Origin of the sequence: Candidatus Uabimicrobium amorphum, from assembly GCF_009002475.1 — a bacterium.
GTDB classification, from domain to species: domain Bacteria; phylum Planctomycetota; class Uabimicrobiia; order Uabimicrobiales; family Uabimicrobiaceae; genus Uabimicrobium; species Uabimicrobium amorphum.
Map to the genome: position 1 here is coordinate 2,712,853 of NZ_AP019860.1, position 14,091 is coordinate 2,726,943.

Sequence of the window (14,091 nt, forward strand, 5' to 3'; positions counted from 1 at the left end):
CAATGAAAGATGATACACTAGTCAAGTACATAAGCGACTCAAATAACTTACGCATAATAGCAATTGATGCTTCTATTACCGTTGATGATGCACGTATTCGCCATCGCCTTTTTCCTATTCCCGCAATTGCTTTAGGACGCTTGTTAATTTCGGGTATTTTAACAGCATCGACAATGAAAGAGGGGGCTATGGTTAGCTTGAAAGTACAAGGTGATGGTCCGCTTGGATTTATTACGGTTGATGCCACCTACGATGGACACGCTCGTGGCTACTGTCAAAACCCACACTTCGATGTTGAAAATGTACAAAATAGCAAAATATCGCCATACATAGGCAATGGGCAACTAAAAGTGGTAAAGCGTATAGATCATGAAACGGACCCGTACACAGGCATTGTAAATCTATATACAGGTGAAATAGGCGAAGATATTGCCTACTATTTTTTGTCATCGGAACAAATTCCTACTGCGATTAGCCTAGGCGTTTACTATGGAAAAGATGGTAGAGTCGCGGCGGCGGGAGGCATTCTTGTACAGGCCTTGCCTCCACAAAAAGAAGAATTTCTCGCAAAGCTAGAAACGATATTTGCAAAATCTCCTTCGATTACGGATCTCGTTTTAAATGGAGCAGACGCGGATGGAATTGTCCAGGCATACTTACCTGGTTTTGATCTTAAACGGCTCGAAGCGAAAGTGCCGATGTTTAAGTGTTTTTGCCAACGCTCACGTTCAGAAAAAGCAATTATTTCACTGGGAAAAGAACAACTGCAAACAATTAAGGAAGAAGACGGAGAAATAGACATTACCTGCGATTATTGTGGCCAGCATTACTTTTTTAGCGAAGATGATTTACAAAAATTGTTAGATGAGATGTAAAGGTTAGAACGATCCCCGTTGGGATCGTTCTTCATAAAAAACTATACGCGAAAAATAATATGTCGCTCTTGTAAGTAGTCTTTTACTTTAGAAATAGATTGGTCTATCGCGGAAACTTCAATCTCGATATCAAAGTTAATGTCGGTAGTGATTTTGTCCCCTACCCACACCGTGATTATTTTATCCGAACCGATGAGCAACTTGAGAATTTCGAGTTCTTTTTGCCAAACCTCAATCGCAGTAACCAGTAAAATAGCTCCGGCATCCAGCATAATATTCGCAATTTCTCCTAGACGTCGAAAGTGCTCTTGCTGAACATCTGTTTTTTGCTTAATATCCGCATCCACACCATATAAAACGTTACCGATACCTAAAAAGTATACAAATTTACCATCGTTAAACAACTTGGCTTCTAAAGCCTTCGCAAAAGTTTTCTTTCCCACTGCCTTCGGCCCGGTAATGAGTATCAACGTAGACTTTTGATTGTATTTTTCAGCGCGTCTTAGGGAAGAGATCATACTCTTTTCCCATTTGTAGTTACGCAAAAGTGCCTGTTTACGAATAGTCGAATATTGATCTTTTACTGTCTCGCGTATGATGCCTCCGCCACAAATTTCATAGTCGTCGACAATCACAAAACGGCTAGTTTTTACCGAAAAACTCGCGGTATCAAATGCCAAACTCTGCCGTAATTTGAGTACACACTCCGCAACGCTATTGTGCGTAACTTCACGTTGATTTTCAAACTGTTGGAGATTGGAGGCATTCATCACCTTATTTATTTTTTCAATATGAAACTGCGTTTTCGCTGTACCATACTTTAAAGTATACACTTTTTGCATTTCTAGAGGTTTTCGCCCTAGCCAAAAAAGGCTCACAAGAATAAGAGATGAGCATGAAGGTTCAGGGTCGGCCACACGTGCCACTAAATCTCCGCGGCGAACATAAAGCTGTTCTTCCAAAGTAAACCCAACGGCTTGCCCAGCGGTAGCCTCACGACATTCCTTTTTAGGAAAAGTCTCAATCGATTTTACGCGTCCTCTTTTACCTTGAGGAAAAAAGACAACGTCATCTCCTTCGTGCAAAACTCCCAGATCAATTGTTCCTGAAACAATGCGACGGTTATCTCCCTCAGCAGCAAACTTGTACACATCTTGCACCATCATACGCATAGGGAAATCGACAGGGTGCGGTTTTTTTTGCAACAGATCCATCACCTCTAACACACTGTGTCCTTCATACCATGGTGTCTTTACCGATGACGAAACAATATTGTCTCCCTCGCGACCACTTACCGGGATAAAAATATCGACTTTCAACCCAAACTTTGTAAGGAATTCTTGGTACTCATTGACGATGGCGTTGTATTTTTCCTCATTGTAGTCGATAAGGTCCATTTTGTTAATGAGTACCACAACTTGTTCGATCCCCAACATCGAGAGCATATAGCCATGCCGCCGCGTGTTCTCCTGTACACCTTCATCAGCATCAATAACAAGTAGCGCCGCTTCCGCCTGCGAAGCACCTGTAATCATATTTTTCAAAAACTCTATGTGCCCAGGAGCATCAATAATCACATAATAACGCTTATCTGTTTTAAAAAAAATACGCGCAGCATCGATGGTAATTCCTTGAGATTGTTCATCTTTAAGAGCATCGAGCAAAAAAGCATACTCAAATGGTTTTGCATTGCGTTCGCATGTCGACTTTACCTGTTCTAACTTTCCTTCGGGCAACGAGTTGGTATCCACAAGTAAACGACCAACTACGGTACTTTTGCCATGATCAACATGCCCCACAACAACAATATTCATGCGCTCCATTACATGTACCCATCCTTTCGCAACGACTCTAGTCCTCCACCGTCATCTTTGTCCTGGGCACGTCCTGAACGTTCGGCGATATTGGAAAATTTTCCTGTTTTTAATTCTTCCACGATATCATCTACGTTTTTTGCACAAGAATTTACTGCTAAGGTACAAGGTTCACATCCCAAAGACCGGTAGCGTTTTCCTTCTCCTTGGTCATAATACAGTGATACCGTGGGAATATTTTCTCTCTGAATATATTCCCATATATTCAGTTCCGTCCAATCAAGGAGAGGATGAATACGCACGTGAGTACCAGGAGCGAACTCTGTTTTATATTGGTTCCAAAACTCGGGTGGTTGGGCACTAATCTCCCAATTATTTTCTACGTTTCGTGGTGAAAAGTATCGTTCTTTGGAACGGCTACCTTCTTCATCAGCTCTTACTCCAACAATGACTCCTGTAAAGGGTTCATTATTGTCCCATACATCGTATTGTCCCGTACTATGGTTTATTTTATATCTTTTGCCCGTACCACTCAGCGTGTCGCGCAGTGCCTTCGTTTTTAGCAATGAACAACATTCAATGCGCGTGATATTCCCATCGGGAAACGTTTGTTTTTCTGCCAAGGCTTTTTCATTTTGTCCATAAACTAAATTTAGTTTCCATTCCATTGCCAATTGGTCACGATACTCAATCATTTGTGGAATTTTATAATTGGTATCTATGTGTACCAGAGGAAAGGGCACATGTCCAAAAAAGGCTTTGCGCGCCAGCCATAATAAAACAGTGCTATCCTTTCCTATTGACCATAACATTGCCAAGTGTTTAAAATTACTATAGGCTTCGCGAATGATATGAATACTCTTGTTTTCTATTTGCTCTAAATAATTCATGTTTTACTTTCTTTGGAATTAAACACTATAAACGTGGATCAACCGCTTCACTTTCGAGAGCAAGTATTCCAAAAACACACTGATGAACTTCACGTAAAGGTTTGCCATCAACAAAACGTTGTAAACTTTCCAACCCCAAAGAAAATTCTTGCAGCGCTAAATTGCGTTTGCGTGCTAAAGCACGATTTTTCAGTTTGACGATATTTTCACTTAGTGTATATTCTGGCCCATAGGTAATGCGGAGGTACTCACGCCCACGACATTTGACAGCTGGTTGCAGTAATTTTTTGCCGTGGTGCACAACAAAATCAATAGGCTTAACCACCATGCCTTCTTTACCTGAGGCCGTTAAATCTAACCACCACTTCAAACCTTCGGCAACATCCTCTTCATTGTTTACCGCAATTGTTTTCCACTTTGTGGCCATCAGCATTTGATCGTGTTCGCATACTTCGGCAATATTTTGCATATGCCACAAATGATCTTTATCACTATGCACACATCCTTCGGTGGCTAAAATGTGAAAGGGCGCTAGACGCAAATCCTCCACCGACTTTACCGGCCAACAGTAACCGCGATAAACTTCGGCATACGCTTCGAGAAGTTTTTCGCGTTCTTGGTATTTTTCAATATTATTTTTGGTATCAATGCCACGCTGTTGAGCAAGCTGCAACGCAGAGAGTACGTGCGGGGTCGCTGTTCGCGATGCGGTGGCCACCGCAGCATACTGGTCTTCTAATAGTAGTTGCGCCTTTACCGACCACGGCATCAACTCACAATCTAGGCACACCCAATTGCTGCTAAATTTTTCCCAAAAATTGCTTGCGCAAAGAGCTGCGTGTAAACGAGAAAAGAATTGTTTTTCGAGCACTTCATCTTCAAAAAAATTACGTCCACTACGCGTGTAGCAAACGCCTAATCTATCTTCTTGTATTCCAAAACGCTTGACAACGGTTTCCTTATCTTTACAAATAACAATAACCGCGCGCGACCCCATGTGTTTTTCTTCACAAATAACACGCTCAATGTTGTTTTGACGATAGTAGTCAAAAGCCTCTAGTGGATGTTCTAAATACTGTGGATCTTTACTGGTTTCACATGGGGACATTGTTGCAGGCAAATAGATAAGCCATTTGGGATGAAGAGCATAGCGTGTCATCACCTCTAACGCGGCAGCAGCGTTTCCTTCGCGAATCGTCACATTGCGTAGAGAGGTTTCGATGAATTGTTTATGCAAATAATCTTCCACATTTAGTAGATCATCATATTGCTGTTGTGTTGTCAATTCTTTAGTGACCATCCCAGTTCCAATCGGTCGTATGGGTTTGCTATATTCGCGTGCCGCTTCCACACAGACAATCTCTTTTTCTGGATAGCGCAGTGCGGTCAACTTCCCACCAAAAACACAGCCGGTATCAATATTGAGTGTATTGTTAAACCACTCCGCTTCAGGTATGGGCGTATGACCGTAAACAACCATTGCCTTTCCCTTATACTCGGACGCCCAGTTATAGCGGATGGGAAGTCCAAATTCATCTGTTTCGCCGGTGGTTTCACCATACAAACAAAAATCGCGTACCGCCTTAGAACCGCGCCCCTGCATATTTTCTTTCAATCCCGCGTGAGCAACGACTAAATTGCCATTGTCTAGAATATAATGGCTCACGAGACTAAAGATAAACTCTTTGACGCGTTCGCGAAACTGTGGAGTCTCTTTTTCCAATTGTGCAATAGTTTCTGCCAACCCGTGCTTCAACTGCACATTGCGTCCCTTGAGTTTGCGCATCAACTTCGCGTCGTGGTTTCCTGGCACACAAATGGCAACATTCGCAGCGACCATGTCCATTACCAAACGAAGTACTTCACAAGAATCCGGTCCACGATCGACTAAATCACCGACAAAAACTGCCTTACGCGTGTTCGGAGCTTTGACCGAATATTTGTTGTCATTTTTTTCGATTGTGTAGCCCAAGTTGCCCAGTAGTGTTTTTAGCTCGTCAATACAGCCGTGTACATCACCAATAATGTCGAAAGGCCCATTTTCATGACTCTTATTGTTCCACAGCGGTTGCCGTGTAAACTTTACCGCGGACATTTCGTTTTCTTTTACTTTAAAAATAAGGCGAAAACCTTCATTTTTTAGAGACTTGAGCGCTAGCTTAAAATCCCGTACTTGGCGATGAATCACACTTCCTGCCACCTGACGTTCGCGTTGTTCATTTTGCGTTTTGCATGTTTTCTCGCTCACATCTAAAGCGACCACTACCGGAAAAAAATGGTATTTTTTCGCCAAAGCCCGCAACGGATCACGCGCTTGTGTATGCAAATTTGTGGCATCTACCACCGTGAACTTACCGCGCTTTAGTCGTCGCCGGACAATTTCGTGTACAACAGCAAATGCGTCTTCGTTCGCCTCTTGACAATCTTCGTCATCGCTCACTAGGGCACGACAAAAATCAGAAGACACAACTTCGGTGTTTAAAAAAAGTCTTTTGGCAAAAGTACTCTTACCGGAGCCAGCCGCTCCCATAAGAATCACAAGAGACAGTTCTGGTATTTTTATTTCCATTTGAATGTAAATACTCCCATCTGACCCGGGGAACCCAACTCAGCATGTTCTTCCCCTATTCCCTTAAAACGAACAGCATACTGGTAATTATTTGCTATTTTTTCGCCCCATTGCTGAAATTCTTTACGTGTCCATTCAAAACGGTGATCATTATGGCGAAAACCATCTTTTAACTTGGCGTAAAGTTTATTGTATTCGCTGTTCGGTGTCGTCACAATTACGATCTTTGGCTGCGCAAATTCAAATAGTACCCGTTCAAATGTTTGCAAACGACTTTCATCGAGATGCTCAATCACTTCAACAAGCAGTGCAAGATCATATCCATATATACGCGTATCGTTGTACGTTAAAGCTCCTTGAATTAAAGAAATTCTCTCGCGTTGCTTAGGTGCCATATCTTCAAAATACAAACGTTTTTCCGCTATTTGTAGAACACGAGCGGCAGCATCCATGCCCAAGATGTTGTTAAATTGCTTTTCTTGTAACAACAATTCCAACATACGTCCTTCTCCACAACCAAGATCAACAACACTACGCGCGGATGTTTTCTTGGCTTCTTTAAGGACCTCTTGTAAACGAATTGTATGAAGGTCATCTGGTCCCTTTTCCGCTTCGACAATATCTTCTTCCGTAAAATTTTCCAAAGCTTCGAAATATAAATTTTTTTGGTATTTTAGATAACGGTTTAGAATCAAGTCGCGTTCGGGGTGCTCTTCGAGCCACTTTCCACCTTTAGTAAGAAGCTTATCAATTTCAGACTTCCCCACCCAATAGTGCTTTTCGTTGTCAAGTACCGGTATCAGCACGTACAAGTGTGTCAAAAATTCGCGCAATGTCGTTACCTTTTTTAACGTTGTTGTAAAATAATCGCTATCTCCCCATTGGGGAAATTTTTCATCTAAAAGATGGCCTTGCACTTCAATTTCGTAATCAAGGGGCGCAAAAATTTTTCGAATCAGATCTCCCGCACCACGCGCAGGCAAAACAGGTATCGTTACACTAAGGGGTATTTTTTCTTCTACCAATTCCGGTCGTGCTTCACATCGACCATTCATTGCCGAAGACAACACCTTAGAAATGGCAGCACTCATAAATGACGATGCCACATATGGACGGTCGTTCACATATTGTTTTAACGCAAATTGTGCGAAAGACTTCTTGCCGCGAATTAAATCAATGGGATTGATATCCAAAAGCACTGCCAGTGTACATTTGTCCTCTCGCGCTTCGGGATAAAAAACATGTATTTTTCCATAGGGGAAATCGAATGTTTGAAACTTGTCAGGATGTTTATGAAACAAATATCCAATATCCGTCGCGCAAGGACGTGTTGTTGAAATAGTCAATAGCAATTTTTTGCTCCTATTAAAAACTTAAGGCTAGCTTTGTACCTTGAGAAATGGCGCGTTTCGCATCGAGTTCTTTTGCTTCGTGGGCTCCGCCAATCAAATGTGTCGCCACTTTTGCATTTAAGAGTTCTTGTTGTAAATCAGCAAACGGCTCCTGTCCTGCACAAATAATAACATTGTCCACAGCAAGTATTTGTTTTTTCCCCTCTACCTCAATATGTAATCCGTTGTCGTCTATTTTTTCGTAATTTACCCCGATGAGCATTTTGACTTTCTTTTCTTTTAAATTGATGCGATGTGCCCAACCAGTAGTTTTTCCAAGAGTTGCTCCCATTTTCTTTTGCTTGCGTTGCAATAAGTATATTTCACGGGGTGAGCTTTCTAGTTGTTTTTCCACGCCTTCAATGCCCGAACGCTTTGTATATTCAAAATCAATTCCCCAACGCAACAAATACGTTTTGACATCTGTACTCGGCGCTTTTTCTTGTGGAGAGTGACTCAGATATTCGGCGACATCAAAACCGATTCCACCTGCCCCAATGATCGCCACCGTTTTCCCCACCTCTTTTTGCGCTTGTAAAACATCGATGTAAGACAACACCTTTTCATGGTCAATACCAGATATATTCGGTGTACGCGGTATAACCCCGGTGGCCAATACCACAACATCATATTTTGCGCTGATGAGCTGTTGTGCTGTTACGCGCGTTTCTAATTGCAAATCCACATTGCTAAGTTGCAACTGCTTATTAAAGTAACGAATGGTTTCGTGAAATTCTTCTTTTCCGGGTATTTTTTTTGCCATGTTGAACTGCCCACCTATTTCACCACTCGCTTCATACAGGGTAACTTGGTGACCACAATTACTTGCTTCTATGGCGCACGACAAACCAGCAGGACCAGCTCCCACTACAGCAACTTTTTTTGGCTGTGTTGCTTTTTTTTCCACAAACTCTGTTTCATGACATGCGCGTGGATTTACAAGGCATGATGCGATTTTTGCTTTAAAAATATGATCAAGGCATGCTTGATTGCACGCAATACAGGTGTTTATTTCATCGGATTTGTTTTCCATTGCCTTTTTCACAAAATATGGGTCCGCAAGAAAAGGTCGCGCCATCGAAATCATATCCGCATCTCCATTCGCTAAAATTTCTTCCGCGACTTGTGGTGTGTTGATACGATTTGTTGTGATCACGGGTACCGACAAATGCTCTTTGATGGTGCGCGTTACCCATGTAAAAGCACCACGCGGTACCATAGTCGCGATCGTAGGGATACGCGCTTCATGCCAACCAATACCAGTATTTATTATATTAGCCCCCGCGTCCTCTATGCGCTTCCCCAAGGTAATGACTTCTTGCTTCGAACTCCCACCATCAACTAAATCTAACATCGATAGGCGGAAAATAATGATGAAATCTTCTCCGACTTCTTCACGTACACGTTTTACGATTTCCACGGGAAGACGCATGCGATTTTCATAACTCCCCCCCCATTCATCACTACGCTTGTTTGTCCGCTCAGCAATAAACTGATTGATAAAATAGCCCTCCGACCCCATAATTTCAACGCCATCGTAACCAGCAAATTTTGCCAAACTAGCGCAGCGCACAAAAGCACGAATATTTTTTTCAATACCTCTCTTGCTAAGAGCCCGCGGTTTGAAAGGAGTAATCGGAGATTTTACTTTAGATGGCGCGACAATAAATGGATGAAAACCATAGCGCCCCGTATGCAAAATCTGCATAACGATTTTGCCGTTCGCTTCATGTACAGCTTTCGTGACAACCTGATGTTTGCGCGCATGGCGTTTGCTACTCATTTGGCAAGAAAAAGGAGCGGCACGACCAACGAAATTAGGTGAAACTCCCCCAGTGACCATAAGTCCGACTTCGCCCTTGGCGCGTTCTGCAAAATATTGAGCCATGCGCTCAAAACCGTTTTTCGTTTCTTCTAGCCCCGTGTGCATTGACCCCATAAGAACACGATTTTTTATTGTCGTAAAACCAAGATCCAGGGGGGAAAGTAAATGAGGGTATACTGCTTCTGTCATTATTTCTTCCTTTTCTTGCGTGCAATTAATCTTGCTACCGCCTTATTCGATGTGGCAACTTCTTCATATTCTATAATTTCAAAGCCAGCGAAAGTATTCTTTAGTTCATTTTTTTCTAAACAATACTCGCGCTTCATTTTACTGTTTATTTGTAAATGATCCGTGGTAAATGTTTCAAAAACAACAACACCGCCCTCTTTTAAACCTGCAATTATTTGTGGAAATAAGTCGCGTTGCAAGTAGTAAAAATTCACGATGACATCATATGTATTTTCTTGAATCTTATATGTGGTCAAGTCGGCCACAACTGCATGAATTTTACATTTTTTTTCCGCCGCAAGTTTTTTGGCCTTCTCTAGACCTATGGCAGAAATATCTACCGCATCAACATCCCACCCATTCTCTGCTAAGAAAACAGCGTTGCGCCCTTCTCCTGCAGCAATATCCAAAGCCTTGCCTTTTGTTAATTTCTCCAGACTGTCCTTTAGATATGGGGAGGGGTCTTTACCATAAAGAAATGTGTCTCCGGAATATTTTTTATCCCATTTTTTGCGATCTTTGTTCTCTTCTACAGGAGTTTGATCTGCACAACTCATCATGAATAACCCTAAAAAAATAAGCAACCGATATATCATTCCCATTTCCTCAAAATATAGTTAGAAATTAATGAAAGTGTTCCGAAGAATACTAACCCCAAAATTGTCGACATAAAAACAGCGGAAAATAAATAGTCTGTTTTCATTTGTCCAGATGTAAAAGTAATCAGGTAGCCCAAACCATGGTATCGTGCGCCATAACCAGCAAAAAACTCCCCAACAATAGCACCAATGACTGATAGACCACTTGATATTTTCGCTCCTGTCAACAAATACGGAACAGCATTGGGGAAACGCAGTTTAAAAAGTATTTGCCATGAAGAAGCGTTATTAATAACAAACAAATCAATCCACTGCGGCTTGACAGCCATAAGCCCCATTGTTCCGTTTGTAATAATAGGAAAAAGACTTATAATAAATGCCACGACAATAACACTTGTGAAACCATTTCCAAACCATACGACAATAAGAGGTGCAATCGCTACAATTGGTACCGTTTGCAAAAAAATAGCATACGGATACAAACTCTGGCGTATGATTTTCGATTGCGAAAAAAGAAGTGCTATACTAGTCCCCAATACGACACTGAGGAGCAAACCTCCTATGGCAGCCATTGCCGTAAGAAATGTAGCAGACAACAACACTGCGTAATTTTCTCGAAACACCCCAAAGACACGATAGGGGCTTGGAACTAAATAAGGAGGAAGAGAAAATATCACAACACAAGTATGCCATATAATCACGAACAGTACAAAGACAACGAGCGGTGCTAAAACAGTGATGTAATTGTTATTGTTATTCATAGGTCCCCTCGCGCAAAAGAGAACTTATCTTTCCAACATGTTGGGCAAACTCCACGCTAGAGCGCAATTGCGGAGTACGTGGGTAGGAAAAAGGGATCGCAACATCGGCAATAATACGACCTGGGCGATCACTCATGACAATAATACGACTACTTAAAAATACGGCTTCACTAATGTTATGAGTCACAAAAAGAGCCGTCCACTGATCTTGTTGCCACAATCGCAGTAGATCTTCATTAAGTTGTTGTCGTGTAATTTCATCTAACGCAGAAAATGGTTCATCCAGCAACATAAGTTGAGGTTTTGTCACCAGAGCGCGCGCCAGCGAAACGCGCATTTTCATTCCCCCAGAAAGTTCGCGAGGGTACGCATGGGCAAAGTCCTTCAAACGAACAATATCCAAAGCTGCAAGACTTTTTTCCTTCTGCACATTTTCACAAACTTCGGCAAGTTCTAATGGCAGACGTACATTGTCCAGAGTTTTTCGCCATGGAAGTAAATTTGCCTCTTGGAAAACAAGGGCTAAAGGCTGTTCATCGGTTTTTGTCATTTCAGCAACTCGAACATCTCCGACATAGTTGTCGATAAGTCCTGCGATAATACGTATCAGAGTAGACTTACCACAACCTGAGGGACCAACGATTGACACAAACTCTCCTTGTGTGACGCAAAAGTCAATGTCTTGAAGTGCTTGAACATTGTTCTCATAGTACATATTGAGCTGCGAAATAGAAATGATTTGTTTTTTACAAGAACATGTTGAGAATTTACTGTCCTCCAATTTTTTCGTAATTCATTTTTCATCGCTATTGCGATAAATCATCTACTGATATTTTAGAACTGTTTCAGAGTGCGTTGTTCTAAAACGTATTCGCGTGTATTTGAGGAGAATCATATTTAGAGGTGTGCATCCACCTGTATTTGGAGGAACAGGCGGACGCTAGGTCCGCACCTACATTCCACCGCGATTCCCATAGTTTAAAATCAATCTCCCAGAACCATACTCAGTGATATCCGTTTGCGACCTGTATCTACTGACAAAATTTTGACATCAATATTATCACCTATTTTGCAGATGTCCATAGGGTTTTTTACATAACTGCGCGACATTTGCGATATATGTACTAGCCCATCGACTTTTACCCCAATATCAACAAAAGCGCCAAAATCGATGACATTGCGTACCGTTCCTTTGAGCTCCATTCCCGGTTCTAAGTCTTCTAAACTCAAAACTCCACTGCGAAATATAGGTTTTGGTAGCTCTTCGCGTGGATCGCGTCCCGGGCGCATTAGATTTTCGAAAATATCTTTCATGGTAGGGACTCCGACATCCAATTGCGAAGCTATTTTTGTCACGTCTAAATCTTGTAACTTTTGATTTACTTCTTTATGGTGTAACTGCTTTTTCTCGCATCCCATTACATCAAACAACTTTTCACAAACTTTATAACTTTCAGGGTGAATAGCCGTTTCGTCGAGTGGCTCTCGGCTGTTTTGAATCCGCAAAAACCCTGCGCATTGTGTAAATGTACCACTGCCAATGCCCGATACATTTTTCAAATCTTTGCGCGAGGTAAATCGTCCAAGTTCCTTGCGTTTTTGCACAATATTCTTTGCGATACGACTGTTAATTCCCGCCACATGGCTGAGAAGTTCTGAAGATGCACGATTTAGATCAACCCCAACGTAGTTTACACACGAAGCAACAATGCGCTCCAAAGCCTGGTCTAATTTCTTCCCATTGACATCGTGTTGGTATAAACCTACCCCAAGGCTTTTCGGATCTATCTTCACCAGTTCTGCAAGCGGATCTAAAACGCGACGCCCGATCGATATTGTTCCGCGATAACTCGCATCTAAGTCAGGAAATTCTTCACGTGCTTCCTTAGATGCCGAATACACAGAAGCACCCGCTTCGCTAACGATGGTGTAGACCAACTTTAGTGGTGATGCGGCAATAATTTCCGCAACGAGTTCTTCCGTTTCGCGACATGCGGTCCCATTGCCAATTACAATCGCATTAACATCGTGTTTTTCGCACATAGACAGAATTGTTTTTTGCGCCTTATCCATTTGACGTTGCGGTTGGTGTGGAAAAACCGCAGCATAGTCAAGTAGTTCGCCTGTTGCGGAAATAACCGCCAACTTACATCCGCTTACATAACCGGGATCTATGGCAAGCAAACACATATCCTGTAGTGGAGCTTGCATCAACAAGTTGCGTAAATTTTGCGCAAAAATATCAATGGCGTGTTGATGGGCTTTGTCTGTCAATTCACTGCGTATTTCTCGAGAGATAGCCGGAGCAATTAGGCGTTTGTAGCCGTCCGTGACAGCCTCTTCGATGTACTGCGTACACGCCGCGTGCTGTTTTTTTGTATAACGCCGTGCAATTCTCTGGCAAATTAGTTCATCGTCCACTTCGACCTTGATACGCAACACTTTAGCATTTTCTCCGCGATCAATAGCAAGTATCCGGTGTGCGGGAATGGTAGTTACTTTTTCTTCGTACTCATAATAATCTTTATAAATCTGATCGGGATCTTCACCTTTAGATGTTTTTGCAACACTTATCGTACCGGTGTTCCCAGTATAATTTCGTACGATTTCACGTACATCGCTATTTTCAGCAACAACTTCGGCGATAATATCCATTGCTCCCCCCAACACTTGTTCGATATCATCTAGTTCTTGCTGTGGATTTATATATTCTCGTGCTTGCTGCTGAGGATTGTCGGTGTCATAATGCAATATTTGCATTGCGAAAGGTTCCAAGCCTTTCTCTTTAGCAATAAGAGCCCGAGTGCGTCTTTTCGGGCGAAAAGGAAGATAAATATCTTCCAAGGTTTTTAGCTGTGAAGCCTCAGATATCTTATGCTCTAGTTCGGTGGTCAATTTGCCTTGTTCTTTTATTTTTTCCGTAACTTCTTGTTTTCGTTTTTCTAAACTACGTTCTCGTTCTAATTGATCGCTAATATCCTGTATTTGTTGTTCGTCGAGTCCACCTGTAGCTTCTTTGCGATAGCGAGTAATGAAAGGTATTGTATTGCCTTCATCTAATAACGCAATGGTTCCCTCTACTTTTTTAGACGGTATGGTTAAGTGGTCGCAAATTCTTTTAATAATAATATCCTGCACA

At 42.0% G+C, this 14,091-nt stretch carries 10 protein-coding genes; 1 reads left to right on the top strand and 9 read right to left on the bottom strand.

What is annotated here, in order from left to right; genetic code table 11:
* Window positions 1–2 precede the first annotated feature (2 nt).
* A complete protein-coding gene (hslO, locus tag UABAM_RS09645; RefSeq protein ID WP_151967793.1) occupies window positions 3–875 on the top strand; it encodes an Hsp33 family molecular chaperone HslO in 873 nt (290 codons plus the stop codon).
* Window positions 876–916: 41 nt separating this feature from the next.
* Here the strand turns inward: hslO and UABAM_RS09650 are convergent, their stop codons facing one another.
* The 9 genes from UABAM_RS09650 to UABAM_RS09690 all read right to left on the bottom strand — a co-directional run bounded on the left by UABAM_RS09650 (window position 917) and on the right by UABAM_RS09690 (window position 14,090).
* On the bottom strand, window positions 917–2,698 hold the full coding sequence (locus UABAM_RS09650) for a GTP-binding protein (RefSeq protein ID WP_151967794.1): 1,782 nt from the start codon (window positions 2,696–2,698) through the stop codon (window positions 917–919).
* Window positions 2,698–3,579, bottom strand: coding sequence for a sulfate adenylyltransferase subunit CysD (gene cysD / locus UABAM_RS09655; RefSeq protein WP_151967795.1), 882 nt, complete (start codon window positions 3,577–3,579; stop codon window positions 2,698–2,700). The genes UABAM_RS09650 and cysD overlap by 1 nt, the downstream gene beginning before the upstream one ends.
* A 25-nt stretch (window positions 3,580–3,604) precedes the next feature.
* The gene (locus UABAM_RS09660) at window positions 3,605–6,148 is read right to left on the bottom strand and encodes a polynucleotide kinase-phosphatase (protein WP_151967796.1); all 2,544 of its coding nucleotides are present in this window, start codon (window positions 6,146–6,148) and stop codon (window positions 3,605–3,607) included.
* Window positions 6,139–7,500 (bottom strand): 3' terminal RNA ribose 2'-O-methyltransferase Hen1, encoded by a 1,362-nt coding sequence (locus tag UABAM_RS09665; protein WP_151967797.1) that lies wholly within the window; start codon window positions 7,498–7,500, stop codon window positions 6,139–6,141. Before UABAM_RS09665 ends, UABAM_RS09660 begins: the two co-directional genes overlap by 10 nt.
* 13 nt (window positions 7,501–7,513) lie before the next feature.
* Window positions 7,514–9,553 carry an NADPH-dependent 2,4-dienoyl-CoA reductase gene (locus UABAM_RS09670; protein WP_151967798.1) on the bottom strand — a complete coding sequence of 680 codons (2,040 nt, stop codon included), beginning with the start codon at window positions 9,551–9,553 and terminating at the stop codon, window positions 7,514–7,516.
* Entirely contained in the window at window positions 9,553–10,188 is a 636-nt protein-coding gene (locus UABAM_RS09675) for a class I SAM-dependent methyltransferase (RefSeq protein WP_229759378.1), read from the bottom strand. The genes UABAM_RS09670 and UABAM_RS09675 overlap by 1 nt, the downstream gene beginning before the upstream one ends.
* Entirely contained in the window at window positions 10,185–10,952 is a 768-nt protein-coding gene (locus tag UABAM_RS09680; protein ID WP_151967799.1) for an ABC transporter permease, read from the bottom strand. Before UABAM_RS09680 ends, UABAM_RS09675 begins: the two co-directional genes overlap by 4 nt.
* Window positions 10,945–11,667 (bottom strand): ABC transporter ATP-binding protein, encoded by a 723-nt coding sequence (locus UABAM_RS09685; protein ID WP_151967800.1) that lies wholly within the window; start codon window positions 11,665–11,667, stop codon window positions 10,945–10,947. The genes UABAM_RS09680 and UABAM_RS09685 overlap by 8 nt, the downstream gene beginning before the upstream one ends.
* Before the next feature lie 269 nt (window positions 11,668–11,936).
* The gene (locus UABAM_RS09690) at window positions 11,937–14,090 is read right to left on the bottom strand and encodes a Tex family protein (RefSeq protein WP_151967801.1); all 2,154 of its coding nucleotides are present in this window, start codon (window positions 14,088–14,090) and stop codon (window positions 11,937–11,939) included.
* Window position 14,091 lies beyond the last annotated feature (1 nt).